We start from the raw sequence: 26,043 nt of genomic DNA, 5'->3' as shown, positions 1-26,043 counted from the left end.
CCCAACTCACGCTCCTCTGTAAGGGAGTCATTTCTTAATGCGCGTGAACAGAATCAGCCGCGCCCGCGGGCGGACGATGGTGGGCCTCTCCGTGGCCGCCCTGACCGTCGGCGCCGCTACGTCCGCGGGACCGGCCGTCGCCCAGCCCGAGGCAGCACCCAAGGCCGCCCCCGCGGCGGCCGCCGACTGCAGCGCGGCGTACAAGATCGAGCAGAAACTCTCCACCGGCACCACCTGGACGATGTGCTGGCACTACGAGAGCGAGGCCGGGCTCGTCCTGGAGAACGTCTCGTACCAGCCCAAGGGTGAAGCCCGTCCCATACGCGTCCTGACCAGCGGGAAGCTCGGCCAGATCCACGTCCCCTACGACGACGGTTCGGTCGAGTACGACGACCTCACGGGCTTCGGCTTCGGAACGGGCCTGATGAACCTGGCCCCCGGAGAGTGCCCCGGCGGCACCATCAAGACCGTCAAGGTCCCGGACGGGGACCCGGCGAACCCGAACGTCAAGGGCCTGTGCACCACGACCCGCGCGCGAGGCCACGCCTACCGTATGCAGGGCGACTCGGCGAACAAGGTCTGGCAGAAGCAGGGCAAGGACCTGCTCGTCTACACGGTCAACCAGGTCGGCTGGTACGAGTACATGACCGAGTGGCGCTTCCAGGACGACGGCACGATCAACATGAACGTCGGCGCCACCGGCACCCTCGCGCCCGAGGACTACGACGCCGGCGACGGCCGCGGCTGGCCGATCGGCAAGGGCGCCAAGGACTACGCCACCAGCCACAGCCACAACGTCTTCTGGCGGCTCAACTTCGGCCTCGACGGCTCCTCGAAGAACAACGTCGAGCAGTACGACTCCGTGGTCAGCCCGCCCGCGTCGGGCGGCGCGGCCCCGCGCAACAAGACCACCCGCACGAAGGTCACCAAGGAACTCGCCGGCGACGCCAAGAACATGCGCTGGTGGCGCGTGGTCAGCACGGTCGGCAAGAACAAGGACAACCACGCCCGTTCGTACGAGTTCGTGCCGGGCGCCACCACCAAGTACCCGGGCCGCAGCTACACCAAGCACGACGTCTACTTCACCCAGTACAAGAAGTGCGAGCAGTTCGCCAGCAACAACCTGCGCAACTGCGGTACCGGAGGCGGCAAGTCCGTCGACAAGTGGGTCAACGGACAGGCCCTCACGCACCCCGTGGCCTGGGTCAACGTGGGCTTCCACCACGTCGCCCGGGACGAGGACCAGCAGCCCATGCCGGTCCACTGGCAGGGCTTCTCGATCGCCCCGCGGGACGTCACCGCTATGAATCCGCTCACCCCGCCGGAGCTCGCCGACCAGAACGGGCATGTGGAATCCGGTAGTTGAGAAACTACCTGTCCATCCGGCTGCACCGCCGACCGCTCCCGGAGTACCCTTCCTTGATCGTTGGCTGGGGGAGTGCTCGGGGGAGCGGAAGGCGGTGCGCGGGTGGGGTCCGGAGGGCTGGAGTTGCCCCCTGGTGACGGAGGTCACGAGGGGAACTCCTCGGATGCCCCGCCCGGAGCGGTGTCCCTGGCACGCCCGATGGAGATCGGAGCGGAACTGGACTGGGGCGCCGACGCCTGGCGCGAGGTGCGTACGCGCGCCCAGCGGGCCGGGCGGGCCTACATCTGGCTGAACCTGGTCGAACAGCGGCTGCGCGCCGTCGTGGCCGCCGTTCTGCGCCCGATCTACGAACCGGTCCACGGCGAGGACGACTGGGTGGTCGCCGCCGCCGGACCCGCCGGCCAGGAGTGGGTGCAGCGCGCCGTCGCGGTACGCGAAGTCAGCCGCCGCAAGGGCTACTTGCTGGACCCCGCCGACGACAACGTGCTCAGCTTCCTCACCCTGCCCCAGCTGCGCGAGCTGATGGTGCAGCACTGGCCGTGCTTCGAGCCGTACTTCGACGAGCGCCGGGACGTCGAACTCGCCCTGGACGAACTGGAAGTCACCCGCAACGTCGTCTCCCGCAACCGCGCCCTCTCCGAGGCCGTCCTCGCCCAGGCCGAGCGCGCCTCCGCGAAGCTCCTGGAGATACTCGGCGCGGGCAGCGACGTACCGTCGGCGCGGCGGCTGCCCGTCGACGCCGTCGAGAATCTGGTCGGCGACCGGTACGCGGACGTGGTGGGCGTGCACTCTGACCGGGTGCGCCTGCTGCGGCAGTTCCCCGCCGAGGACCTCTTCGGCGGCGCGCGTCGCCTCGACGCCATCGGCATCGGTCTGAACCTCCTCGTGCAGAACTTCTCCGGGCGGCGGCTCGTGCGACTGGCCGAGTCCGGGTGCCGGGTCCGGCTGCTCTTCCTGAACCCCGCCTCCAGCGCGGTGAAGCGGCGCGAGCGTGAACTCGGCATAAAGAGAGGCGAGTTGAGCCGCTCCGTCGAGATGAACATCCTGCACATGCGCCGGGTCCGCGCCCGACTCCGCGACCCCGGCGCCTTCGAGATCCAGGTCTACGACGAGACGCCCCGCTTCACGGCGTACCTCGTCGACGGGGACGGCTCGGACGGGGTCGCGGTCGTGCAGTCCTACCTGCGCCGGACGCGCGGGATGGAGGCGCCGGTGCTCGTGCTGCGCGGCGGGGCGCGAGTGCTCAAGCCGGACGATGCCGGTGAAGAAGGCCTTTTCGGGACGTACCGCGAGGAGTTCGAGGTGGCTTGGGCTGATTCACGGCCTGTGTCCTGACAACTCCCCCTCCCGGGCCACCGCTAAGCGGAACGCGGTCCTCGGATTGTCAGTGGCACATGGGATCGTGGTGGTCACTGGGGGAACGCACCATGAAGAAGGGGGCCGGCATGGGCTGGCACGGGGAGCTGCTGATCGGCTTCGACCTGGAGACGACCGGGACCGATCCGCGCGAGGCGCGCATCGTCACGGGAGCGGTGATCGAGGTCAGGGGCGGAGAGCCGGTCGGGAGCCGCGAATGGCTGGCCGATCCGGGGGTGGAGATTCCGGCGGACGCGGTGGCGGTGCACGGGATCAGCAACGAACGGGCGGCGGCCGAGGGCAGGCCCGCCGACGAGGTGGCCGACGCGATCGCCGCGGTCCTCGTCTCGTACTGGCAGACGGGCGTGCCGGTCGTCGCCTACAACGCGGCCTTCGACCTGACCCTGCTCTCCGCGGAGCTGCGGCGGTACGAACTGCCGTCGCTGCGCGAGCGGCTCGGCGGCCTCGCTCCCGCGCCGGTCATCGACCCGTACACGATCGACCGCTCCGTGGACCGCTACCGCCGCGGCAAACGGAACCTCGAAGCGGTCTGCGGGGAGTACGGGGTCGCGCTCGAATCCGCCCACGACGCCTCGGCGGACGCTTTGGCCGCGGCCCGCCTCGCCCACGCGATAGCCGGCCGCCACCCCAAGGTCGCGGCGCTCGGCCCGGCGGAGCTGCACCGCCGCCAGATCGAGTGGTACGCGGAGTGGGCGGCCGACTTCCAGAGTTTCCTGCGCCGCAAGGGCGACCCGAACGCGGTGGTGGACGGGACGTGGCCGGTGCGGGACTTGGCGGACGAGCGGGTCTGACGGGGGCTGAGCGGGTCGGTCACACCGAGGTCGTGCTCGGCGGGCTCGGGTTCGGGGTCGTGCCCGGTGTGCTCGCGTTCGGACTCGGACTCGCGATGCGCTCGACCCGTGGCTCGGCGAGCCGGGCGTAGTCGGGGCCGGACATGGCCAGGGAGCGGTCGAGGCGGGCGGCGTTGAAGTAGAGACGCGGCTGGGCGACGACCTCCGGATCGGCGACGAGTTCGAGGCTGGGGTCGAAGCTGAACGGGAGGACGGTGCCTGGGACGGCCTGCGCCAGCCGCTCGGCGGTGGCCGCGTCAGTGAATCCGGCGTAGCGGGCGGTGTAGAGCGCGCGGATGGCGTCGAGGTCCACGCGTCGGTCTCCGGGGACGACAGCGAGGACGTGGCGCGTGGTCCGGCGGTCGACCTTGACCCTGAGCACGATGCACTTCGCGGCCTCGGACTCCGGGTGGCCGCGCAGCGCTGAGACGGCCTCGGTGCTGCCTTCCGGCTCGTGGTCGATGAGTTCGTAGGCGATGGAGGAGGTGTCGAGCAGGGTGATCAGACGGTCGTAGGTGTCGTGGGCGTGGGCGTGGGTGTCGTCGTGGTCGTGGGTGTTGCTGCCGGTGCCGGTGCCGGTGCCGGTGTCGGTGTCGGTGTCGGTGTCGGTGTCAGGCATGCGGGGGCCTCTTCGTTCTCTGCGTTGCTTTCTTCGGGGCTCTGCGTGTTGTCCGGGGTCTTCGTGGGATGGCGGTGGGCGCGTTCGACGGCCTGGCCCCAGTACGTTCCGGCGACCATCAGGGCCGCGCCGAGACCGGTGAGCACGGTGAAGCGTTCGCCTGCGAGGCCGATACCGATCACCACGGCCCAGACCGGTTCGGTACCCAGCAGCAGGCTGGCGCGGCTGGCCGACGTGCGCTGGACGGCCCAGGTCTGCGCGAGGAAGGCGAACACGCTGCAGAACAGGGCGAGATAGAGCAGCTGCGCCCAGCCGGCGGCACCGACATGGGCGAGGGCCGGCAGGTCGCCGGCGGCGGGTACGACGAACAGCGCCGAGCCGACAAGGGTCTGCACGGTGGTCAGTTGGAGCGGGCGGATCGCGCGGTGCGCGGTGAGTCGGCCGACGAGCGCGACGTGCACCGCCCGTACCACCGCGGCGGCGAGCATCAGCAGGTCGCCGAGGCGGGGAGCGTGGAAACCGTTGCCCGACATGAGGAGGCCGACGGCCAGCAGACACACGCCTGCGGCCGCGTAGAAGGAGAGGGGCAGGCCGCCGTGGTGACCCGTGCGGTCGAGGAGGGGAGTGAGCACGATCGTCAGGCTGATGATCAGGCCCGCGTTGGCGGCACTCGTGTGGGCGACGCCGTACGTCTCCACTACCAGGACGGCCGCCTGCGTCACCCCCAGGGGCACACCGACCCGGAGCTCGTCCCGGGTCCACCCGCCGGACCCCGGTCGGGCCGCGACCAGTCCCAGACACGCGAGCGCGGACAGCGCGTACCGGGCGAACAGCACCACCAGGACGGGGAGTACGGCGGTGGCCGTCTGGGCGGAGAGATAGCTGGAACCCCAGACGAGGGCGACAAGGAGAAGTACCGCATCGGTACGGCGGGCATCGGGCACCCGCCTACCCTGCACCCCTGTATCCCTGAAGCCCAGAGCCAACTTCTTAAGCGACCCTTTAGCTTCCCTACATTGATCTCTAGGCTGAGGGCATGGACGAACGGCAGCTGCGCATCCTCCGTGAGCTGGGCGAACTGGGCAGTGTCACGGCGGTCGCCGAGGCCCTGCTGGTGACGCCCTCGGCGATCTCCCAGCAGCTGCGGCTGCTGCAGCGCGCGATTTCCGTCCCGCTCACCGAGCGCGAGGGGCGGCGGCTGGTGCTCACCGATGCCGGGCAGGCGTTGGCAGGCGCGGCGATCGAGGTGGAGACGGCCCTGGAGCGCGCGCGGCACACGGTCGCCGAGTTCGTCGACCGGCCGGACGGCGAGGTGTCGGTGGCGGCCTTCCACAGCGCGGGCTCGGCGTTCTTTCCGTTGTTGCTACGGGGTCTGGCCGCGCCCGGCGGGCCTCGGCTCTCCCTCGCCGACGAGGACGTCGCGCAGGACGACTTCCCGCCGCTGACCCGGGAGTACGACCTCGTGCTGGCCCACCGCCTCGAACACGCCCCGCCGTGGTCGCGTACCGTGACCGCCACCACGCTCCTGCGTGAACCGCTCGATGTGGCCATGCCCGCGGACCACCCCCTGGCGGCCAAGCGGCGGCTCGTGCCGCGCGATGTGGCCGATCAGCCCTGGATCACCGTGCACGACGGCTTCCCGCTCATGGCCACTATCGAGGCCATCGCCACCGCGGCGGGCCGGCGGCTCCAGCTCGCCCACCGCATCAACGAGTTCGCCGTGGTCGCCGAGGCCGTGGCCGCCGGCGGGGGCGTCGCCCTGATGCCCCGCTGGACCACCCGCCCGCATCCCGCGCTGGTGCTCAAGCCGCTCAGCGGCGTCCAGGCCCGGCGGCACATCGACGCGCTTCACCGTCCGGAGCGCACGGCGCGAAAGGCCGTACGCACGGTGCTCGCCGAGCTGCACCGGGCAGCCGGGACGATCCGTGGGCGAGGCTGACCGGCTGTCCGAGTGCTCCGCGGAAAGTCCGCCACAGCAGCGTTTTCGTCTGCGAGTGCGTCGTGGCTGGTCGCGCCCACGCGGCGGAGCCGCACATGTCACAGCCCCGCGCCCCTTCGGGGCGCACCCGAACCGCAGCGCGCTTCCCCGGACCCGCTCAGAAGGGATACCAGCGAACCGTTTCGTCGCCGTCCCGCAGCGACGCCACCCGGCGCTCGAACTCCGCCAGCGCCTTCGGATTGCTCGGCGCGTGCTGGGCGACCCAGGCGCAGCTGGCCGTCTCGCGCGCCCCGCGCAGCACGCCGCAGCCGTCCCACTCGCGCACATCCCAGCCGTACGTCTCCGTGAACGCGTCGTACGCCTCGGCCGCCAGCCCGTATCGGTCGCGGGACAGGGCCATGACCACCAGGTCGTGTTCGCGAAGGTCGGCGGAGAAGGTCTCCAGGTCGACCAGGACCGGGCCGTCGGGGCCCACGTGGACATTGCGGGGGAGGGCGTCGCCGTGGATCGGGCCGGGAGGAAGGTGCGGGATCAACGCGGCGGCGGCCACCGCGAAACCGTCCCGGCGCTCGCGCAGATACGCGGCGTCCGCCGGGTCGATCGCCTCGCCCGCGAGCCGCAGCCAGCGTTCCACGCCGTTCAGCAGCTCGCGGGGCGGCAAAGGGAAAGAGGGGGCCGCAAGCGCGTGCACCGCCCGCAGTAGTTCGGCCAAATCGCGGGGCTCGGCGGGGCGTACGGGATCGGCCAGCCGGTGCCACACCGTCACCGGGTGACCGTTCACCAACAGTGGCTCGGTCTCGGCGGCGCGCACCGCGGGGACGCCCGCGTCGGCCAGCCAGACCGCGATGTCCAGCTCCCGGCGCGCGCGGTCGAGGAGTTCGGCGCTGCGGCCCACCTTGACCACCAGGTCACCGGCGGCGAACACCGCGTTCTCGCCCAGGGCGAGGAGCTGTGCGTCCCGCGCCGGACCGGGCAGTACGTCCGCCGCGGCCAGCACGTCCCGCGCCTGTGCCTCGTCCATCCTGCACCTCCGTGTCCTTGCGCGTATGGCGCGCGTACGGCGTCGTGTTCACGCCATCCGTCGGTCAGTGTCGCATTCGCACAGGTCGGACCGTGTGCGCGGTGCCTTGACGACCTACTCGGGCTTCACGACCATGACGGAGGCCGTCAGGCGGGCCAGACCACCATGAGCCGCCCAAAAGGAGCCGACTCCGTGACATTGGCGACGGCGAGGACGCGGTCAACGAAACGTGCGCCGAAAGCGGGAGCCGGCGGCGGCGGCCCGGGCGGCCGTCCCGTCGACCACGGCGCCTGGTTCCTGGTGCTGCCCGCGCTGATCCCGATCCTGGTGCTCAGCGTGGGACCGCTCCTCTACGGGATCGCGCTGGCGTTCACCGACTCCCAGTCGGGCCGGACCGAGCCCACGCAGTGGATCGGGACCCTCAACTTCCAGGACGTGCTGCACGACACGCTGTTCTGGGACTCGTTCCAGATCGGTCTGCTGTGGGCCGTGGGCGTGACGGTCCCGCAGTTCCTGCTCGCGCTCGGCCTGGCGCTCCTGCTCAACCAGGAGTTGAGGCTGCGCTGGCTGGCGCGGGCCCTCGCCATCATCCCGTGGGCCATGCCCGAGGTCGTGGTCGGCATCATGTGGCGGCTCGTCTACAACGCGGACGCGGGCATCCTCAACGAGACGATCCGCGACCTGGGTCTCGGCGACGGCCGCGACTGGCTGAGCGGCCTGGCGACCGCCCTGCCCGCGGTGATCGTCGTCGGCGTCTGGGCGGGCATGCCCCAGACGACGGTCGCCCTGCTCGCCGGACTGCAGAACACCCCGCGTGAACTCCACGAGGCGGCTGCGATGGACGGCGCCGGTGCCTGGCGCCGCTTCCGCACGGTCACCTGGCCCGCCCTGAAGCCGGTCGCGCTAGCCGTCACCGCGCTCAACCTGATCTGGAACTTTAACTCGTTCGCCCTGGTGTACGTACTGACCAACGGTGGCCCGGGCGGCCGCACCCGGCTGCCGATGCTGTTCGCGTACGAAGAGGCCTTCCGCTACGGCCAGTTCGGCTACGCGGCGGCGATGGGGTGCGTGATGGTCGCGGTGATCTCGGTGATCCTCGCCTTCTACCTGGTCGGCCGGCTGAGGGGAGGCGAGGACGCGTGACGTCGCGCATGAGGGCAATGAACTCCCGTACGGGCAAAGGGGTTTCCGGCCTCCGGACCAGCAAGCAGGCCCGCGTGGGTCAGTACCTTGCCCTCTTCGCGTACCTCGTCTTCCTGACCTTCCCCTTCCTCTGGCTTGTCTCCACGGCGTTCAAGCCGCCGCGCGAACTGGGCATTCTGCACCCGACGTGGATCCCCAAGGACCCGACCCTCGCCAACTTCCGGCAGGCCTTCGACGAGCAGCCGCTCCCGGACGCCGCGCTCAACTCCCTGGTCGCGGCGCTCGGGGCGGCGGTGATCGCGGTACTGATCGCGACCCCGATGGCGTTCGTCATGGCCCGGCACCGGACACGGCTCGCGAAGGCGGCGACGGGGTGGGTCGTGGTCAGCCAGGCGTTCCCGTTCGTGCTGGTGATCATCCCGCTGTTCCTGGTCCTGAAGAACCTCCGGCTGATCAACTCCGTACCGGGGCTGGTCATGGTGTACGTGGTGTGGGCGCTGCCGTTCGCGTTGTGGATGCTCGTGGGGTACGTACGGGCCTTGCCGACCGAGCTGGAGGAAGCGGCGGCGGTGGACGGCGCGGGCAAGGTGCGGACGCTCGTCTCGATCACCGCGCCACTGCTGGCGCCGGGCATCGCGGCCACGGCGCTGTTCGCGTTCATCAGCGCCTGGAACGAGTTCTTCTTCGCCCTCGTCCTGCTCAAGACCCCGGAGAAACAGACTTTGCCGGTCGTCCTCACGCACTTCCTCGGTGCGGAGGGAGTCGCGGATCTCGGGCCGCTGGCCGCGGCCGCGTTCCTGGCGACCCTGCCGTCGCTGGTCGTCTTCGCGGTCATCCAGAAACGGATCACGAGCGGCATGCTCGCCGGGGCGGTGAAGAGCTGATGTGTACGAGGCTGACGTGTACGAGGACGTGTACGGGGCTGATGCGTACGAGATGGTTCACCGCGTTGGTCGTCGTGGGGCTCCTGCTCACCGGCACCTCCGCCTGCTCCGGCGACGACCGTGGCTCGGCGGACGGCCGCGTCACCCTCCGCTTCCAGTCCCTGGCCTGGCAGAAGGAGTCCGTCGACGCCAACAAGGAGCTGGTGGAGGAGTGGAACGCCAGTCACCCGGACGTCAAGGTCGAGTATGTACAGGGGACTTGGGACAGCGTCCACGACCAGTTGCTGACCTCCTTCGAGGGCGGTGAGGCGCCGGACATCATCCATGACGCGTCGGACGACCTCGCGGACTTCGCCTACGGCGGGTATCTCGCGGATCTGCGCGACCTCCTGTCCGAGCGGCTCAAGTCCGATATTCCGCAGCGGAGTTGGGAGACCGTGACCTTCGGGGACGGGATCTACGGCGTGCCGTTCCTCCAGGAGCCGCGCGTCCTCATCGCCAACGCCACGTGGCTCAAGGAGTCCGGCGTACGCGTTCCGACGCCCGAAAAGCCGTGGAGCTGGGGCGAGTTCCGGAGGATCACCGACGAACTGAGCGATGGGGACGGGAAGTACGGCGTGGCCTGGCCGCTCAAGGAACCCGTCTCGGCCACGCTCAACCTGTCGCTGTCGAGTGGCGGGCAGCTGTTCCACCGGGAAGCGGACGGCAAGGTACGGATCCGCTTCGGCGAGGCCGACGAGGTGGTGCCGCGCACCATCCACGACCAGGTGAACACCGATGGCAGCGCGTCCAGTTCGACTCTCGGCAGCGGTGGCTCCGACACGCTGCCCGGCTTCTTCGGCGGGAAGTACGCGATGGTCCCGCTCGGGTTCTCGTACCGGCAGCAGATCGTGCAGCAGGCACCCAAGGGGTTCGACTGGCAGGTGCTGCCCGCGCCGGCGGGCGCCGACGGGCCGAGTCAGGGCGTGAGTCCGCAGACGCTGTCCGTTGCGCAGGACAGCCCGCACAAGAAGGAGGCCGTCGAGTTCATCGACTTCCTGCTCCGGCCCGCGAACATGGTGGGGCTCGCGCTCGGCGACTGGATGCTGCCGACCGGCACGGAGGCCCTCCGGGATCCCGCGCTGCACACCGAGGAGCACGGGTGGGCGACGGGTACGGCGCTTGCCGCGCATCTTCGGTCGGCGCCCGCTCAGTCCGTACGAGGCTACGCGGAGTGGAAGGACAAGGTCGCGACTCCCGCGCTCCAGGAGTACTACAGCGGGGCCATCGGGCTGGGAGAGTTGCGCGAGCGGTTGGTGGAGGACGGGAACCTGGTGCTGGCTCGCTATCAGCGTTGAGTGCCATCAGCGTTGCGCGCTGTCACGGGACCGCGGCCGCGCCGCGGGGCGCGAGAAAACCGGTTGTCCGTCCGCTCCGGGCCCGCCTAGCGTGCTGCTCGTGGGTATCAACGCGATTTTCTTCTCCGGTCACGGCCGGGGCTGCACGTACTCCATCCGGATGCGTCGCGCCCCCGGTGCCCTGACCGGCCCGGGGATCCACGTCCGCTGACGGCTCTGCCGCCGGACGCCCCTTCTCGTACGCCTTGAAGCAGGCACGCATCTGACGCGTGCCCGCCCTGCGCGTTCTTCTCCTGTCTCCGGTCAGGGCCTTCGTCTGCCCGTATGCCCTCCACGGAAGACAAGGACCGCAGGCCATGGCAGCCCGCCCCACGCGTGTTTCCCGCACCCTCTCGCAGAACTTCCTCGCCGACCGCGCCACCGCCGAGCGCCTCGCCCGGCTCGCCGCACCGCATCCGCACCAGCCACCCCTGCTGCTCGAAGTGGGCGCGGGCAAAGGGGCGTTGACCGACGTGCTCGCGCCCCGCTGCTGGGAGCTGCTCGCCTACGAGATCGACCCACGGCTCGTACCCGCCCTGCGCGCCCGATTTTCCGAAACGCCTCAAGTGCGCGTGATCGGCGCGGACTTCCTCACCGCGAAGCCGCCGAGTACGTCCTTCTCCGTCGCCGGAAACGTGCCCTTCTCGCGCACCGCGGCCGTAGTCGACTGGTGCCTGCGGGCTCCTGGCCTCACGGACGCCACCCTCCTCACCCAGCTCGAGTACGCGCGCAAACGCACTGGGGACTACGGGAGTTGGACCCTGCTGACGGTCCGCACCTGGCCGTGGATCGAGTGGCGGTTCCTCGGGCGGGTCACCAGGACCCGGTTCCGGCCCGTGCCCCGGGTGGACGCCGGGATCGTACGCATCGAGCGGCGCCGCGCACCGCTGCTCGACCCGCCCGCGTACGCCGCCTGGCGGCACCTGGTCGAGCTGGGCTTCTCGGGGATCGGCGGCTCGCTGCACGCCTCGCTGCGCCGGGACCGTCCAAGGCGCCGGGTCGACGCGGCGTTCAGGGCCGCACGCCTGGATCCGCACGTCCTCGTCGGCGAGGTGCCGCCCGCGCAGTGGCTGCGACTCCACGAGGTACTGGCAGCAGGGTGATCCGAGCCCGTTCTGCACGACCTCAGAACAAGGTGATCCGAGCCCGTTCTCCATGACTCGAAAATGATTTGCACGAGACGTCTCGTCTCGCCTAAGGTCGGAGACATGACCACCCCACGCCCTGCCCACATCGCCATGTTCTCCATCGCCGCCCACGGGCACGTGAACCCGAGCATCGAGGTGATCCGGGAACTCGTCGCCCGCGGTCACCGGGTCACGTACGCGATCCCGCCCGCCTTCGCCGAGAAGGTCGCCGAGACGGGTGCCGAGCCCAAGCTGTGGAACTCGACGCTGCCCACCGACGACGACCCGGACGCGTGGGGGACCGAGACGATCGACCACATCGAGCCGTTCCTCGCCGACGCCTTACAGGCGGAGCCACAGCTCGCCGCCGCGTACGAGGGCGACGAGCCGGACCTGGTGCTGTACGACATCACGGCCTACCCGGCCCGGACGCTGGCCCACCGCTGGGGAGTCCCGATCGTGCAGCTCTCGCCGAACCTCGTGGGCTGGGAGGGGTACGCGGAGGACGTCGGCAACGCGATTTTCGAGCCCCTGAAGCAGACACCGCGCGGCAAGGCCTTCTTCGAGACCTTCGCGCGCTGGATCGCCGACAGCGGCATGGACCTCGGTGTCGAGGACTTCATGGGCCGCCCCGACCGCTGCCTCGTCCTCATCCCCGAGGTGCTTCAGCCGAACGCCGACCGGGTCGACAAGAACCGCAACACGTTCGTCGGCGCCTGCCAGGGCGACCGAGCCGCACAGGGGGACTGGCGGCGCCCGGCGGACGCCGAGCGGGTCCTCCTCGTGTCCCTGGGGTCGTCCTTCACCAAGCAGCCCGCCTTCTACCGGGAGTGCGTCCAGGCCTTCGGTGACCTGCCCGGCTGGCATGTGGTGCTGCAGATCGGCAAGTTCGTCGATCCCGCCGAGCTGGGGGAGATCCCCGGCAACGTGGAAGTGGCCCAGTGGGTACCGCAGTTGGCGATCCTCAGGCAGGCCGACGCCTTCATCACGCACGCCGGGGCGGGCGGCAGCCAGGAGGGGCTGGCCACCGGTACGCCGATGGTCTGCGTGCCCCAGGCCGTCGACCAGTTCGGCAACGCCGACATGTTGCAGGCGCTGGGCGTCGCCCGGCACGTACCGATGGAGGAAGCGACGGCCGAGACTCTGCGGGAGGCAGTTCTGGCGATGGCCGGTGACCCGGAGGTGGCGCGGCGGCTCAAGGAAGTCCAAGAAAAAATGGCCGCTGAGGGGGGCACTCGACGAGCGGCTGATCTGATCGAGGAGGAGCTTTGGATCACTCAGCGCGATCTCTGACGTCCCACGTGTCACGGTTGTACGCCAACGGTGAAGCCATGGCGCACTTTGGATAACGGGAAGGTCATTCGGTAACGCTCGGGTAACGGGCGTCTGCCGGACCGGTCCATGGACAGGGGTACTGAGTTCGACGGTTACCCCCTGTCAAAGGTTGCACCCGGCGCTTCTTGTACCTCGCTCGAACAGCTTCCTAACTTGAGGTGAACACACTTCGATCTTTGGGAAGTTGACCTATGCGCCGAGACATGCCGCCCCTCGCAGAGGTGCGCCGTATCACCCAGAAGAAGCGTGACGCCTGGTGGACCGTGCTGCTCGTCGACCCGGTCGCCACGCCGCTGGTGAGGCTCACCGCGATGCGTACGAAGATCACTCCGAACCAGATCACCTGGGGCGCGTTTCTGCTCGGGCTGGCCTCGGCCGCATGCTTCGCGCTGGGTGACTGGCGGTGGCTGATCGCCGGTGCGGTCGTCTACCACCTGAGCTTCATCCTCGACTGCATGGACGGGAAGGTGGCCCGGCTCACCGGTCAGGGCTCCGTCTTCGGGGCCTGGCTGGACTTCGTGTTCGACCGCATACGCGTCATGGCCTGTGCGATCGCGCTGATGGCCGGCCAGTACCAGCGCACCGGAGACACCACCTACATCTGGCTCGCGGCTGTCGTCGTCTTCCTCGACGGACTGCGGTACATCAACTCGCTGGAGATCTTCAAGACCCGGCACACCATGCGCAAGCAGATCAAGGCCCGCATCCGGGAGGCCCGCCGGGCCGAGGACGAGGCGGGCGTCGCCTTCATGGAGGACCTGCTGCGCAACAACCCGGAGGCGGACATCGAGCAGGACCTGCGCAAGGCGGCGGAGCCGGGGCGGGACCCGGAGGTTGCCGAGGACGAGGCGGGGCTCAAGCCGCAGCCGTCGGCCAAGGTCATCGACCTGCACCAGGAGTTCAGGCACCGCTTCCCCACCTACCTCCGGCTCCGCTCCTTCCTGTTGCGCCACCGCATCCGCGCCCACCTGATCAGCGGTATCGAGTTCCAGATGGGTGTCTTCATCGTCGGCCCGCTCATCGACCAGGTGATCGCCGTGACGCTTGTCTCCGGCGCCCTGCTCCTGGTCTTCGAACTCGCCATCATCTACAAGCTGTTGCTCTCCACCCGCGACTTCACCCGCACGATCGACTCCTTCGAACGGGAAGAGGTGCCCACGGCGGCCTGAGCGCTCCGCTGGAAGAACGGTGATGCTGTGTCGACGTGCGGCTCCGCCGCGGGTGCGGGCAGGTGGGGGCTGGTCGCGCAGTTCCCCGCGCCCCTTACGGGGCGCCGGCGGGGCCGGGGTGTCGAACACACCCCGGCCCCGTCGGCGTCGTACCCGATCGGATCGGTCAGACCCCGACCTTCTCGCCCTCGACCGCCGGAGGCGGAGGCGGCGGGGCGGCCGCCTCGGGGGCCTCGTCGTGGGTGAGGTCCGGCAGGCGGTTCAGCCACTTCGGGAAGTACCAGTTGCGTTCGCCGAGCAGGGCCATGACCGCCGGCAGCAGCACACCGCGGATGATCGTCGCGTCGATGAGGACCGCGGCCGCGAGGCCCACGCCCATCTGCTTCATGGACTGCATGGACAGCGTGCCGAAGATCGCGAAGACGGCGACCATGATGACGGCGGCACTGGTGACGACACCCGCCGTGGTGACCACCCCGTGCTGGATGGCGTCCCGCGTCGTCAGCCCCCGCAGCCGCGCCTCACGGATCCGCGAGACCACGAACACGTGGTAGTCCATCGAGAGCCCGAAGAGGATCACGAAGAGGAACAGCGGCAGCCAGGTGATGATGGCGCCCACGCCCTCCGCGCCCACCAGCGACGCACCCCAGCCGTGCTGGAAGACGCCCACGAGGATGCCGTAAGCCGCCCCCACCGAAAGGAGGTTGAGGACGATCGAGGTGATCGCGATCGTCAGCGAGCGGAACGACAGCAACATCAGCAGGAAGGCGAAGACCACGACGAACGCGAAGACCGGGGCCACCGAGCCCGCGAGCTGGTCGTTGAAGTCCTTCGAGCCCGCGACCTGTCCGGTCACCGGCGCCTCGAGCCCGTCGACCTTGCCGAGGGTCGCGGGACGGACCTCGTCGCGGATGGTCTCCAGGCTCTTCTCGGCCTTGTCGAGGTCCGAGCCGCCCACCAGGGGCACGTACACGAAGGCGAGGTTCTGGCCGTCGTGCACCTTGACCTCGACCGGGCCGCGCGAGGCTCCCGAACTGACCGCCTGCTCACGGAAGTCGGCGATCGCGGACTTGACCTCGGCGGAGTTGATGTCGTCGGCCTTGACGACCACCTCGGCCGGGTCGGAACCGCCGGGGAAGGCCTCGTTCACACGCTCGTACGTCGCCACGATCGGCAGCGAGTCCCCGAACTCCTGGTCCAGCGTGAGGTTCTGGGTCTTCATGCCGAGTGCGGGAGCCGCGATCGCGAGCAGCGCACCCGCCGCGACCACCAGCGAGATCCCCGGCTTCGCCAGCACCACGCGCAGCACGCTCGTCCAGAACCGGCTCTCCCCATTGCCCGAGCCGCCGTTGCCCTTGCGTCGCTTGTCCGGGTGCAGGAACGGAATCCGCCCCTTCTCGACCCGGTGACCGAGCAGCGAGAGCAGCGCGGGCAGCACCGTCACCGAGCCGACCATGGCGACCGCCACGACCATCAGCGAGGCCAGACCCATCGCCTGGAACGTCGCGAGCCCGGTGAACAGCATGCCCGCCATCGCCACGCACACCGTGACACCGGAGACGACGATGGCGCGGCCACTGGTCGCCGCGGCGATCCGCAGCGCGGTCTCGGGGTCCCGGCCCGCCGCCCGTTCCTCACGCTCACGGCGCAGGTAGAACAGGCAGTAGTCGACGCCGACCGCCAGACCGACCAGCAGCATCACGGAGCTGGCGGTCTCGTCCATCGGCTGCAGATGGCTGACGAGCCCCATCAGGCCCATCGTCGCCACGATCGCGGTGATCGCGAGCGCCACCGGCACCAGCGCCGCCACCACCGCGCCGAACGCGACCAGCAGAATCCCGAGGGCCACCGGCACGGCGGAGTACTCGGCCTGCTGGAAGTCGTCGCCGAACGCGTCGTCGAACGTCTTGTTCATGCTGGCGCTGCCGATCTCCTCGATCCGCAGCGAGTCGTACTCCGTCTGCACGTCCTCGACGGCCTTCAGCACGGGCTCCACCCGCTCGCCCGCCGTGTCCGCCTCGCCGCGCATGTCGAACTGCACCAGCGCGCTGCGGCCGTCCTTCGAGACCGAGTCCGTGTCGTACGGCGAGGTCACGTCCGTCACCTTGCCGGTGGCCTCGACCGCCTTCATCACGGCGTCGACAGCGGCGCGGACCTCGGCGTCCGTCGCTTTGACGGCCGCGTCCTTGCCCTGGATGAGCACGGTCTCCCCGGCCGGCTCCTCGATCCCCGCGTCCTCGGCGATGGCCGCGGCCCGGCTCGTCTCACCGCTGAGCTGCTCGCTGTCCTTGACCTCGACCGTGCCCGCCGCCGAGCCGAGCCCCATCGCCAGGACGACGAACAGGACCCAGATCCCGACGGCCGCCCAGCGGTGCCTGGCGCTCCAGCCGCCGGCCCGGGCGGCCAAACCCCGCACCCGTATGTCTCCGTTCCCCATGACGGGCTTGCCCCCTTGTCTTCGGCGACGGCCCCCTGCCGACACCTCCGCTTTGAAGGTATGGGCTGGATAAGGACCTATCGTCGTGCTGCCCGGTGAGGTGCGGCGGGCCTGACTCCTCCGTCCGGACCGCGTGGCGTCAGCACTGAGGAGGATGCGCGCCCCCTACATGTAAGAGAGCTTCTCGGGGTCACGATCAGGGGCCCGATGTCAAGTCCGCGATGCGTGCGCGTCCGTGCGCCCACGCCACCGGTCACCATGGCCGCTTTATGGTGTGCGGATGACCGATCGGATGACGACGTACGCGGCTCTGTTGCGCGGGATCAACGTGGGCGGCAGCAAGAAGGTGCCGATGGCCGAACTGCGCACCCTCATGGAGGGCCTCGGGTACAGCGACGTACGCACATACCTCCAGAGCGGGAACGCCGTCTTCTCCAGCGACCGCGGCGACGAGGACTCGCTCGCTGCTGAGCTGACGCAGGCGATGGAGAAGCACTTCGGCTTCACGGTCGACGTGCTCGTCCGCGGCCACGCCTATCTACGGGCCGTCCTCGACGCCTGCCCCTTCCCGGCCGCCGAGCTGGAGGCCAAGCAGCTGCACGTCACGTACTTCTCGGCGCCGGTCGACCCCGAGCGCTTCGCGTCGATCGACCAACAGGCCTTCCTCCCCGAGGAGTTCCGCCTCGGAGACCGCGTCCTGTACCTGTACGCCCCCGACGGCCTCGGCCGCTCCAAGCTGGCGGAGAACCTGTCGAGGCCGCGGCTGCTGAAGGGCCTCGTCGCCACCACGCGCAACTGGAACACCGTCGTCAAACTCTCGGAGATGACAAGTGGCTGACCGCACCACCGCCCTCGACGCGGCCATCGAGGGTGAACTGCGCCTTCTCGCCCCGGAGATCCGCCGCTCGCCGGAGCTGGTCGGGGCGCTACTGCATCCCGAGTTCCATGAGTTCGGCGCGTCGGGGCGGCACTGGGACCGGGAGTCGATCATTGAATCGCTGTCCGCTACGACCGAACCGGGGGCCCGTCCCAGCACCACGTCACACATGAAGGGCGTCCGGCTCGCCCCGGACCTCGTCCACCTCACCTTCGACACGGAGAACAACGGCCGTCACGCGCACCGGAGTTCCTTGTGGCGCAGGACGGGCGAGGGGTGGCTGCTGTACTTCCACCAGGGGACGCCGTTCAGGCCCGAAGCCTCTCGGGAAGCCTGACCTTCCGGATGCCGAGGTAGGTCGTGTACGAGGTGATCTCGTCCGGGACGGTGAGGCGAGGGTCGGCGTAGAGCCGCCGGATCTCCTCCGGTGACACGGCAGCCGGGGTGGCCGTGGCCGCGGCTGCCGCGTCGAGCAGTGCGAGGTCGTCCGCGGTCACCTCCGGCTCGTCCTTCGCCGCCAGGCCCCACATGTCCCATGGCAGCACCTCCACACCGTTGAGCGCCGCGAGATCACGTACGACGTTGCAGCGCACGAACCACAGCCCTCGCAGGTCGCTGTCCGGGAGAGTGACCCCGAAGGTCGCCGGGTCCGCGTCGCCCGCGCGGCACGCCTGCCAGCCGGCCCCGGCGACGAGGAACCGGTCGCGCGGAACGTCCAGGGGATCGAAGGGCACATCGTGCGCCCCGTCGGCCACCTGGGCGTCGGCGAGCCGCCAACTGCCGTCGGCGAGACGGTATTCGGTGACCCAATGGTCCCCGTGCGAGGTGCCGTCGCCGAAGTACGTGGCGAAGCCGCACCGGGCTCGTGCCGGCGTGCCCGTCGCCCGCAGGAAGGCACACAGCAGCAACGTGAAGTCCCGGCACGTCCCGGCGAACCGCTCGCCGAATTCCCGGTGTTCCGTGAGCGGCGCCTGCCCGCGCTCGCGCAGGATGCGCAGGATCTCCGCCACGTACCGTGCCTCGGCGTCCTCGTGGCGGCGCGCTTCGGGCATCACGTACCCGAGGTAGCCGCCCTCCTCGCGATGGATGACCAAGTTCCTTACGAGGACGGCCAGTTCACCGGGGTCGACGGGGAGATCGGCGACCGGTAGGGCGCCGGGGTCGCTGTACGGGCTCTGCTTCAGGTAGAAGTCCATACCCCGGACCCTCGGGTCTGCCCCAGGGGCAGGGTCAACCCGGCGAGCCCAGGCGGCACATGACATCTCCGGGACCGGTCAACCGGGCGGTGCCGCAACCGCGACGGCGTACAGGCAGCTCTCCGGCGAGCGCGAACCTTTTCCGCAACCATCGATGGAGCGTACATACGACTGTGGCAGGCTCGGACCCATGCGCTACATCATCATTGGAGCAGGGGCAGTGGGCGGCGCCATCGGCGGCCGCCTCGCGGAGTCGGGGCACGACGTGGTTCTCGTGGCGCGCGGCGCGCAGTACGAGGCGTTGCGCGACCGTGGTCTGCGGCTGGTGACCCCGGACGGACCGCGCACGCACCGGCTGCCCACCGTCGAAGGGCCGGGGGCGCTCGGCGAGTTGCGCACGGACGACGTGCTGGTGCTCGCCGTCAAGACGCAGGACAGCGAGGCGGCCCTGGAGGCGTGGGGCCCGGTACCCGTGGCGGGCGGCGGTACGGCGGCCGAACGCCTGCCGATGGTCTGCGCGCAGAACGGCGTGGAGAGCCAGCGCCTCGCGCTGCGCCGCTTCCGGCGGGTGTACGGCGTCTGCGTCTGGCTGCCCGCCACCTTCGTCGAACCGGGTGTCGTCTCCGCGGCGGGCACCCCGCTCACCGGCATCCTCCACCTCGGCCGCTATCCGCACGGCACGGACGAGACGGCCCACCGGATCGCCGCCGACCTGGAGAAGTCCCGCTTCGAGGCGCCGGTCGCACCCGATGTGACGCGCTGGCAGTACGCCAAGCTGCTCGCCAATCTCGCCAACGCGATCGAGGCGGTCAGCGGCGTACTCACCAGCGAGGAGGGCCTGGCGCTCTTCGACCGGGTGCGCGCCGAGGGCGAGGCGGTGCTCGCCGCCGCCGGGATCGCGTACGCCAGTGCCGAGGAGCAGAAGGAGGCCCGCGGCGACAAGATGCGGCTCGTGCCCCTCAACGGCTCCGAGCCCGGTGCCGGCTCTTCCTGGCAGTCCCTCAACCGTGGCACCGGCACGATCGAGGCCGACTACCTCAACGGCGAGATCGCCCTGCTGGGCAGGTTGCACGGCGTACCGACTCCGCTGAACGACCTGCTGCAGCGCCTGGCGAACGCCTTCGCGCGCGAGCGCAAGCAGGCCGGCTCCATGCCGGTGGCGGAACTCGTGCGCCTCGCGGACGAAGCCCGGGGACTCTGAAGGCCAGTCTTCGGAAGCCCGGGCTTCGGAAGCCCGGGCCTCCGAAGTCCAGGCCTCCGAAGAGGCTGTCGCGTTTGTTCAAGAGACCTGAGCGCGCTGTCCGTAGCGTCAGGTGCATGAAGAGCAACGACATGCACCCGTACATGGTCGAATGTGCCGCCGAGGCAGCGCGCGTCGCACGCGGTGTCACGGCGGCACAGCTGACCGACCCGACCCACTGCTCGGACTGGGACGTCCGCGCTCTGGTCAACCACTGGGTCCTCTACACCTCGCACGGCCTGGAGCACCGCGCCCTGCGCAAGCAGCTCTCCGAGGAACTGACCGCGCGCGACTTCACGGCCGACCCGGACTGGGCCGAGGCGTACGCCGCGCAGCTTGACCGGGCCGTCGCCGCCTGGGCCGATCCGGCCGTGTGGGAGGGCGAGGTCGACCTCGGCATGGGGAAGATGCCCGCCGCCGAACTCGCCCCGATGATCATCAAGGAGATGGCGGTGCACGGCTGGGACGTCGCGAAGGCCACCGGCCAGGAGTTCCACATCTCCGACGGCGCGGCCGGCCTGGTCCTGGACGTGGTCGAGAAGCACGGCGACCTCTACCGGCAGTACGACGGCTTCGCCGACCCGGTCGCCGTACCCGACGACGCGCCCGTGTTCGAGCGCGCGCTGGCGTCGAGCGGACGAAGTCCCGAGCTGTCGTCGGCGGCATGACGACGATGGCCTGACAGGCCCGGGCTTCGTAGGCCCTCGCCGCCCCTGGTATTTCAGCCCCTCCGCGTTCGAGGAGTGGGGGTTCGAGGGCCGGCCCCCGAAACGGGGTCTGGAGCGGAGCCCCAGTGATGATGGGGGTCCCCCCGCTCGAGCGAAGCCGAGAGTGGGAGAGGGTAGGGGCGGCGGGGGCGAAGGAAGACCCCGCCCCACCTCACGCGCCCAGCGCCGCCAGCGCAGGCATCCGTGCCTCGTCGTACCGGTCGAGAAGAACCCGCGCCACCTCGGGCGCCGGCCCGAGTACATCCGCCAGCACGTCCGCCTCGGCGGCGCCCCGCGCGATTCGGTCCGGCAGGAAGCCGGGCGCCAGGACATACGGGGCGACCGCCACCCGCGCACAGCCGAGAGCGCGCAGCTCGCGCACCGCGTCCTCGGTGCGCGGCAGCGAAGCGGAGGCGAACGCAGGCCGCACGGCGCACCAACCGGTACGCCGCCACTCCCGCGCGATTTCTGCGATCACTGCGATCGCCTCCGGGTCAGTGGACCCCGCCGAGGCCAGCACGACCCCGGTCGAGGACTTGTCGCCGGGCGCCAGCCCGGCCTCGTACAGTCGTCGTTCGAGAGCGGAGGTCAACAGCGGCGAGGGGCCGAGCACCTCGGCCTGCCGGATCCGCAGCCGTGCCGGTGCCTCGTGCAGCACCGCCGGGATGTCCGACTTGGCATGGAAGGCGCGGGTCAGGAGCAGCGGCAGGGCGACGACGTCACGTACGCCGTCCGCGGCCAGGGACTCCAGCACCCCCGAGACGGATGGGACGTTGAAGTCCAGGAAGCCGGTCTCCACGCGCAGCCAGGGCCGTCGCGCCCGCACCCGGCGCACGAGGGCGTGCACGGTCGCGGCGTGCCGCGGGTCGCGGCTGCCGTGGGCGATGACGAGAAGTACCGGGCTGTGCATGGCAGTTCAGCTCCTCATTCAGCTCTTCACGAGGAGACCGCGGCTGCGCAGCACCCGCCGCTCCAGCGGACTGAAGATCAGCAGGTCGATGGCGATGCCGACGATCAGGATGAGGAAGATGGCGAGGAACACGGTCGACATGGAGCTGTTGGTGCGGCCGTTCTCCAGCAACTGGCCGAGACCGACGCCCAGCTCGGGGGAGGAGGCGATGATCTCCGCCGCCATCAGCGAGCGCCAGGAGAAGGCCCAGCCCTGCTTCAGTCCCGCCAGGTAGCCGGGAAGGGCGGCCGGCATGACGATGTGCCAGGTGCCACGCAGACCCGTCGCGCCCATGGTGCGGCCCGCCCGCAGGAACAGCGGCGGCACCTGGTCGACGCCGGACACCAGGCCGTTGGCGATCGACGGCACGGCGCCGAGCAGGATCACCGCGTACATCATCGTGGGTTCCAGGCCCAGCCAGATCACGGCCGGCGGCACCCAGGCCACCGATGGGAGCGACTGGAGGCCGGTGAGGATCGGTCCGATCGCCGCCCGGACGAACTTCACCCGGGCGACCAGCAGCCCCAGCGGCGTGCCGATCGCCAGCGCGAGCAGGAAGCCGAACAGCCCGCGCGAGACGCTCGTCCAGATGTAGTCGAGCAGCGTGCCCTGCAGCCAGGCGTCCTCCACCTCGGCCCACACGTCGCCGGGCGAGGGCAGCTTCGTCGGGTCGTCGACGACCTTGAACGAGATCAGCGCCTGCCACACCAACAGGACCAGTGCGATGGCGATGATCGGCGGCAGGATTTTCTGGACGAGGGTCTCGCGGAGCGGGATCCGGCTCGTCTGGACCGTCTCCAGCGCGTCGAGCCCCGCCTCCAGACCGGCCAGGTCGTGGCTGTGCCTGCTGTCCCTGCTGCCCTTGTTGTCCGTGCTGTCTTCCATGACGTTCTTCGCGTCGCCCTTGGTCTCAGTGCTGGCCATGGCGGCGGATCTCCCCACGCAGTTGTTCGGTGATCTCGACGGAGAGTTCCGCCACGGCGGTGTCCTCGATACGGCGCGGCTGCGGAATGTCCACGGTCCACTCGTGCGCGATCCGCCCGGGACGGGAGGACAGCAGGACGACGCGCTCCGCGAGCCGCACCGCCTCGCGCACGTTGTGCGTCACGAACAGCACCGACACGTTCGTCTCCCGCCAGATGCGGGTCAGCTCGTCGTGCAGCACGTCCCGCGTGATCGCGTCGAGCGCCGCGAAGGGCTCGTCCATCAGCAGGAGCTGGCTGTCCTGCGCGAGCGCGCGGGCCAGCGCGACACGCTGCCGCATACCGCCCGACAGCTCGTGCACCCGCTTCCCGTACGCGCCCTTCAGCCGGACGAGTCCGAGCAGTTCCTCGGCCCTGTCGCGGCGCTCGGCCTTCGCGAAACCCCGGAGTTTCAGGGCGAGTTCGATGTTCTTGCCCGCGGTCAGCCACGGGAAGAGCGCGTGCTCCTGGAACATCAGTGCCGGGCGGCCGTCCGTCGAGATGCCGCCCGCGGACGGCGCGTCGAGCCCCGCCACCAGATTGAGCAGCGTCGACTTGCCACAGCCCGAGGCGCCCAGGAGGGTGACGAACTCGCCCGGCGCGACGTCGAGGGTGATGTCGTCGAGGACGAGCTGCTGCCCGGCGGGCCCGTTGAAGGACTTCGAGACGTGCTCGATCCGCGCGGCGTACTCCACCGACGTACCGGCGTCGGCGGCCTTGGCGAGGGCGGTTGCCATGGTCGTCACCTCCTGAGAACTCGTTGTTATCGGGATTGTCGGGATTGTCGGTGCTTACTTGACGCCGAGACCGGCGTCGTCGACCGTGCTCTCGCCCTCGGCCGTGAGGACCTTGTTGAGCAGCGTGAGGTCGTACACGCCGCTCAGGTCGGGCTTCTCCAGCAGGCCCGCCTTGACCGCGTGCTCCGCCTCGGTGTTGAGGGTGGCGGCCAGCGGGTCGTCGGTGATCTGGACGGACTTCCACGCCGGGTCGATCACCTCGGCCGGGAGCTCCTTGCCGGAGTCCGCCTTGAGCCGGGCGTTCGCCGCCGCCTTCGCCTCGTCCGGGTTGGCGTTGATCCAGGCATTGGTCTTCACCGAGCCCCGCAGTACGGCCTCCACGACCTTCGGGTGCTCCTTGAGGAAGCTCTGCGACACGATGATGTTCGTGATCACGAACTTCTTGTCCGGCCACAGGTCGGCCTCGTCCAGCAGCACCTTGCCGCCCTCGGCGACCAGCTTGGACGCGGTCGGCTCCGGCACCCAGGCGCCGTCGACGGAACCGGACTTGTAGGCGTCCGGGGTGATCTTGTTGTCCGTGCGGACCACGGACACATCGCCCTTGCCGCTCTCCGCGTCGACGTTCCAGCCCTGCTCCGCGATCCAGTTGAGGAACGCCACGTCCTGCGTGTTGCCCAGCTGCGGAGTCGCGATCTTCTTGCCCTTGACATCCTTCAGGGACTTGATCTTCTCCGGGTTGACCACGAGCTTCACACCGCCCGACGCCGAGCCGCCGATGATGCGCAGGTTCCTGCCGTCGGACTTGGTGTAGCCGTTGATGGCCGGCGACGGGCCGATCCAGCCGATGTCGACGGAGCCCGAGTTCAGCGCCTCGATCTCGGAGGGCCCGGCGTTGAAGACGGAGTACCGCGCCTCCGTGGCGCCGAGCTCCTTCTGGAACAGACCCTCCTGGCGGCCCACGAGAGCGGTGGCGTGGGTCAGGTTGCCGAAGTAACCGATCTTCACCGTGTCGAGACCGTCGATCTTCTCGGCACCGGCGGCGACCTTCGCGGTGTCGTCGTCCTTGGCCTGGGAGCCGTAGCCGCAGGCGGTGGCGGCGAGTGCGAGGAGCGGCAGGACGGCTATGGCGGCGAGGCCGCGGCGCAAGGAGCGGGGGCGTTCGGCAGGCACGGGAGGTGTTCCTCTCGTTGGCCCGGCGGTCACGTTCTCAGGTCGTGGCCGGGAGTTCGGCAGGTTTTCGTCTGAAGGGGGCGCACAGACAGTGCGCGTGCCCCCTCCCCGCTGAGGGCGTCACATCGCACATCGCGCCACCCCGCCCTGGCCGCTCCCGAGGGCGCCGCTGCCGACGCGGCCGCCCTCCTTCGCGAAGGTCGAGAAGATGTCGGTGGTCATGGCTAGAAGTCCCACCCGTCGTCGTCCGCGTCGGCCTTGACCGGCTCCGGCGAGGCGAAGGACTCGCCGACCATGCCCGCGGTGAGCGTGGTGCCGTCGGCCGGGTCGATCAGGATGAACGAGCCGGTGCGCCGGGAGTCGGCGTACGAGTCGACCGGCAGCGGCTCGGCGGTACGGATCTTGACCCGGCCGATGTCGTTGGCGACCAGCTGCCCGGGGTGCGGGTGCAGGGAGAGGTCGTCGAGGGTCAGGCGGGACGGGATGTCCTTGACGATCGCCTTGACCGTGCGGGTGCCGTGCTTGAGCAGCACGCGGTGGCCGACGGTCAGGGGCGCGTCGGCGACGTGGCAGACGGTGGCCTCGATGTCCTGCGTGGTCGGGGGCGCGTCCTTGCTGGGCACGATCAGATCCCCGCGCGAGATGTCGATGTCGTCCTCCAGAAGGAGCGTCACCGACTGCGTCGTCCAGGCCACGTCGACGGGCTCGCCCAGCAGGTCGATCCTGGAGATCTTCGTCGAGCGGCCGGACGGCAGGACCGTGATCTGCTCGCCGACCCGGAACGCGCCGGCCGCGATCTGGCCCGCGTAACCCCGGTAGTCCGGGTGCTCGGCGGTCTGCGGACGGATCACGTACTGCACGGGCAGCCGCGCGTGGCAGGTCGCGAGGTCGTGGCTGACCGGGACCGTCTCCAGGTGCTCCAGGAAGGTCGGGCCGCCGTACCAGTCCATGTTCGCCGACGGGTCCACCACGTTGTCCCCGGCGAGCGCGGAGATCGGGATCGCGGTGATCTCGGGTACGCCCAGCTCGGACGCGTACGCCGTGAACTCCTCGGCGATCGCCGCGAAGACGGACTCCTTGTACTCGACGAGGTCCATCTTGTTGACGGCCAGCACGACGTGCGGGACGCGCAGCAGCGCGGCGATCGCGGCGTGCCGGCGGGTCTGCTCGACCACACCGTTGCGGGCGTCCACGAGGATCACCGTCAGCTCGGCCGTGGAGGCACCCGTCACCATGTTGCGGGTGTACTGCACGTGTCCGGGCGTGTCGGCGAGGATGAACCGGCGCCGGGCCGTGGCGAAGTAGCGGTACGCCACGTCGATGGTGATGCCCTGCTCGCGCTCGGCCCGCAGACCGTCGGTGAGCAGTGCGAGGTCGGGCGCGTCCTGACCGCGGCCGAGGGACGCGCGCTCCACGGCCTCCAGCTGGTCGGTGAGGATCGACTTTGAGTCGTGCAGCAGACGCCCGACGAGCGTGGACTTGCCGTCGTCGACGGAGCCCGCGGTGGCGAAGCGCAGCAGGGTCGTCGCGGACAGCTGCTCGACCGACAGCGGTACGTGGGGTTCGGTGGTGCTGGTCATGG

23 protein-coding genes and 1 pseudogene are annotated in these 26,043 nt (G+C 70.0%); 14 read left to right on the top strand and 10 right to left on the bottom strand.

What is annotated here, in order from left to right:
- Positions 1–37: 37 nt before the first annotated feature.
- The 3 genes from ACTWQR_RS42590 to ACTWQR_RS42580 all read left to right on the top strand — a co-directional run bounded on the left by ACTWQR_RS42590 (position 38) and on the right by ACTWQR_RS42580 (position 3,534).
- Positions 38–1,366 carry a copper amine oxidase gene (locus ACTWQR_RS42590; protein WP_443232645.1) on the top strand — a complete coding sequence of 443 codons (1,329 nt, stop codon included), beginning with the start codon at positions 38–40 and terminating at the stop codon, positions 1,364–1,366.
- 102 nt (positions 1,367–1,468) lie between these two features.
- Positions 1,469–2,701, top strand: a complete 1,233-nt coding sequence (locus tag ACTWQR_RS42585; protein WP_443232644.1) for an SAV2148 family HEPN domain-containing protein — start codon at positions 1,469–1,471, stop codon at positions 2,699–2,701.
- Between the two features lie 110 nt (positions 2,702–2,811).
- Complete coding sequence (locus ACTWQR_RS42580; protein WP_443232656.1) at positions 2,812–3,534, top strand: 3'-5' exonuclease; 723 nt, start codon at positions 2,812–2,814, stop codon at positions 3,532–3,534.
- A gap of 19 nt (positions 3,535–3,553) precedes the next feature.
- Here the strand turns inward: ACTWQR_RS42580 and ACTWQR_RS42575 are convergent, their stop codons facing one another.
- Complete coding sequence (locus ACTWQR_RS42575; protein ID WP_443232643.1) at positions 3,554–4,192, bottom strand: YbaK/EbsC family protein; 639 nt, start codon at positions 4,190–4,192, stop codon at positions 3,554–3,556.
- Complete coding sequence (locus tag ACTWQR_RS42570) at positions 4,075–5,136, bottom strand: DMT family transporter (protein ID WP_443232642.1); 1,062 nt, start codon at positions 5,134–5,136, stop codon at positions 4,075–4,077. The genes ACTWQR_RS42575 and ACTWQR_RS42570 overlap by 118 nt, the downstream gene beginning before the upstream one ends.
- A gap of 92 nt (positions 5,137–5,228) precedes the next feature.
- On the opposite strand from ACTWQR_RS42570, the gene ACTWQR_RS42565 reads away from it, so the two are divergent.
- Positions 5,229–6,131 (top strand): LysR family transcriptional regulator, encoded by a 903-nt coding sequence (locus ACTWQR_RS42565; protein WP_443232641.1) that lies wholly within the window; start codon positions 5,229–5,231, stop codon positions 6,129–6,131.
- A gap of 157 nt (positions 6,132–6,288) precedes the next feature.
- Here ACTWQR_RS42565 and ACTWQR_RS42560 read toward each other — a convergent pair whose 3' ends face one another.
- Positions 6,289–7,152: a phosphotransferase enzyme family protein gene (locus tag ACTWQR_RS42560; RefSeq protein ID WP_443232640.1), complete on the bottom strand. Its 864-nt coding sequence runs from the start codon at positions 7,150–7,152 to the stop codon at positions 6,289–6,291.
- Between the two features lie 192 nt (positions 7,153–7,344).
- Between ACTWQR_RS42560 and ACTWQR_RS42555 the strand changes: the two genes are divergently transcribed.
- The 6 genes and pseudogenes from ACTWQR_RS42555 (at position 7,345) to ACTWQR_RS42530 (ending at position 14,186) form a co-directional block, all read left to right on the top strand.
- Positions 7,345–8,295, top strand: coding sequence for a carbohydrate ABC transporter permease (locus tag ACTWQR_RS42555; RefSeq protein WP_443232639.1), 951 nt, complete (start codon positions 7,345–7,347; stop codon positions 8,293–8,295).
- 17 nt (positions 8,296–8,312) lie between these two features.
- Complete coding sequence (locus tag ACTWQR_RS42550) at positions 8,313–9,179, top strand: carbohydrate ABC transporter permease (protein ID WP_443232655.1); 867 nt, start codon at positions 8,313–8,315, stop codon at positions 9,177–9,179.
- A 41-nt stretch (positions 9,180–9,220) separates the two neighbouring features.
- Positions 9,221–10,516 carry an ABC transporter substrate-binding protein gene (locus ACTWQR_RS42545; protein ID WP_443232638.1) on the top strand — a complete coding sequence of 432 codons (1,296 nt, stop codon included), beginning with the start codon at positions 9,221–9,223 and terminating at the stop codon, positions 10,514–10,516.
- A gap of 356 nt (positions 10,517–10,872) precedes the next feature.
- Positions 10,873–11,658, top strand: a complete 786-nt coding sequence (gene erm, locus ACTWQR_RS42540; RefSeq protein ID WP_443232637.1) for an ErmE/ErmH/ErmO/ErmR family 23S rRNA (adenine(2058)-N(6))-methyltransferase — start codon at positions 10,873–10,875, stop codon at positions 11,656–11,658.
- A gap of 68 nt (positions 11,659–11,726) precedes the next feature.
- Positions 11,727–12,975: pseudogene (mgt, locus tag ACTWQR_RS42535) on the top strand (macrolide-inactivating glycosyltransferase).
- A 233-nt stretch (positions 12,976–13,208) separates the two neighbouring features.
- Positions 13,209–14,186 (top strand): CDP-alcohol phosphatidyltransferase family protein, encoded by a 978-nt coding sequence (locus ACTWQR_RS42530; RefSeq protein WP_443232636.1) that lies wholly within the window; start codon positions 13,209–13,211, stop codon positions 14,184–14,186.
- 166 nt (positions 14,187–14,352) lie between these two features.
- Here the strand turns inward: ACTWQR_RS42530 and ACTWQR_RS42525 are convergent, their stop codons facing one another.
- Complete coding sequence (locus tag ACTWQR_RS42525) at positions 14,353–16,623, bottom strand: MMPL family transporter (RefSeq protein WP_443232635.1); 2,271 nt, start codon at positions 16,621–16,623, stop codon at positions 14,353–14,355.
- 292 nt (positions 16,624–16,915) lie between these two features.
- Here ACTWQR_RS42525 and ACTWQR_RS42520 point away from each other — a divergent pair, with 292 nt between their 5' ends.
- Positions 16,916–17,461 carry a DUF1697 domain-containing protein gene (locus ACTWQR_RS42520; protein ID WP_443232654.1) on the top strand — a complete coding sequence of 182 codons (546 nt, stop codon included), beginning with the start codon at positions 16,916–16,918 and terminating at the stop codon, positions 17,459–17,461.
- Positions 17,454–17,837: a nuclear transport factor 2 family protein gene (locus ACTWQR_RS42515; RefSeq protein ID WP_443232634.1), complete on the top strand. Its 384-nt coding sequence runs from the start codon at positions 17,454–17,456 to the stop codon at positions 17,835–17,837. The genes ACTWQR_RS42520 and ACTWQR_RS42515 overlap by 8 nt, the downstream gene beginning before the upstream one ends.
- Here ACTWQR_RS42515 and ACTWQR_RS42510 read toward each other — a convergent pair.
- On the bottom strand, positions 17,809–18,696 hold the full coding sequence (locus ACTWQR_RS42510) for a transglutaminase-like domain-containing protein (RefSeq protein WP_443232633.1): 888 nt from the start codon (positions 18,694–18,696) through the stop codon (positions 17,809–17,811). The two genes, ACTWQR_RS42515 and ACTWQR_RS42510, sit on opposite strands and share 29 nt — an antisense overlap.
- A gap of 190 nt (positions 18,697–18,886) precedes the next feature.
- Here ACTWQR_RS42510 and ACTWQR_RS42505 point away from each other — a divergent pair, with 190 nt between their 5' ends.
- Complete coding sequence (locus ACTWQR_RS42505; protein ID WP_443232632.1) at positions 18,887–19,897, top strand: ketopantoate reductase family protein; 1,011 nt, start codon at positions 18,887–18,889, stop codon at positions 19,895–19,897.
- 116 nt (positions 19,898–20,013) lie between these two features.
- On the top strand, positions 20,014–20,604 hold the full coding sequence (locus ACTWQR_RS42500; RefSeq protein WP_443232631.1) for a TIGR03086 family metal-binding protein: 591 nt from the start codon (positions 20,014–20,016) through the stop codon (positions 20,602–20,604).
- A 211-nt stretch (positions 20,605–20,815) separates the two neighbouring features.
- Here the strand turns inward: ACTWQR_RS42500 and ACTWQR_RS42495 are convergent, their stop codons facing one another.
- The 5 genes from ACTWQR_RS42495 to ACTWQR_RS42475 form a co-directional block, all read right to left on the bottom strand.
- Positions 20,816–21,553 (bottom strand): sirohydrochlorin chelatase, encoded by a 738-nt coding sequence (locus ACTWQR_RS42495; RefSeq protein ID WP_443232630.1) that lies wholly within the window; start codon positions 21,551–21,553, stop codon positions 20,816–20,818.
- Positions 21,554–21,571: 18 nt separating this feature from the next.
- Positions 21,572–22,477: an ABC transporter permease gene (locus ACTWQR_RS42490; RefSeq protein WP_443232653.1), complete on the bottom strand. Its 906-nt coding sequence runs from the start codon at positions 22,475–22,477 to the stop codon at positions 21,572–21,574.
- 25 nt (positions 22,478–22,502) lie between these two features.
- Complete coding sequence (locus ACTWQR_RS42485; protein WP_443232629.1) at positions 22,503–23,291, bottom strand: ABC transporter ATP-binding protein; 789 nt, start codon at positions 23,289–23,291, stop codon at positions 22,503–22,505.
- Between the two features lie 54 nt (positions 23,292–23,345).
- Positions 23,346–24,461 (bottom strand): aliphatic sulfonate ABC transporter substrate-binding protein, encoded by a 1,116-nt coding sequence (locus tag ACTWQR_RS42480; protein ID WP_443232628.1) that lies wholly within the window; start codon positions 24,459–24,461, stop codon positions 23,346–23,348.
- A gap of 224 nt (positions 24,462–24,685) precedes the next feature.
- A complete protein-coding gene (locus ACTWQR_RS42475) occupies positions 24,686–26,041 on the bottom strand; it encodes a sulfate adenylyltransferase subunit 1 (protein ID WP_443232627.1) in 1,356 nt (451 codons plus the stop codon).
- Positions 26,042–26,043 lie beyond the last annotated feature (2 nt).

Source organism: Streptomyces sp. 2A115 (assembly GCF_052245575.1).
In the GTDB taxonomy this organism is placed as follows: domain Bacteria; phylum Actinomycetota; class Actinomycetes; order Streptomycetales; family Streptomycetaceae; genus Streptomyces.
The sequence above is the reverse complement of the archived record's forward strand: the minus strand, read 5'-3'. Positions and strand labels throughout refer to the sequence as shown.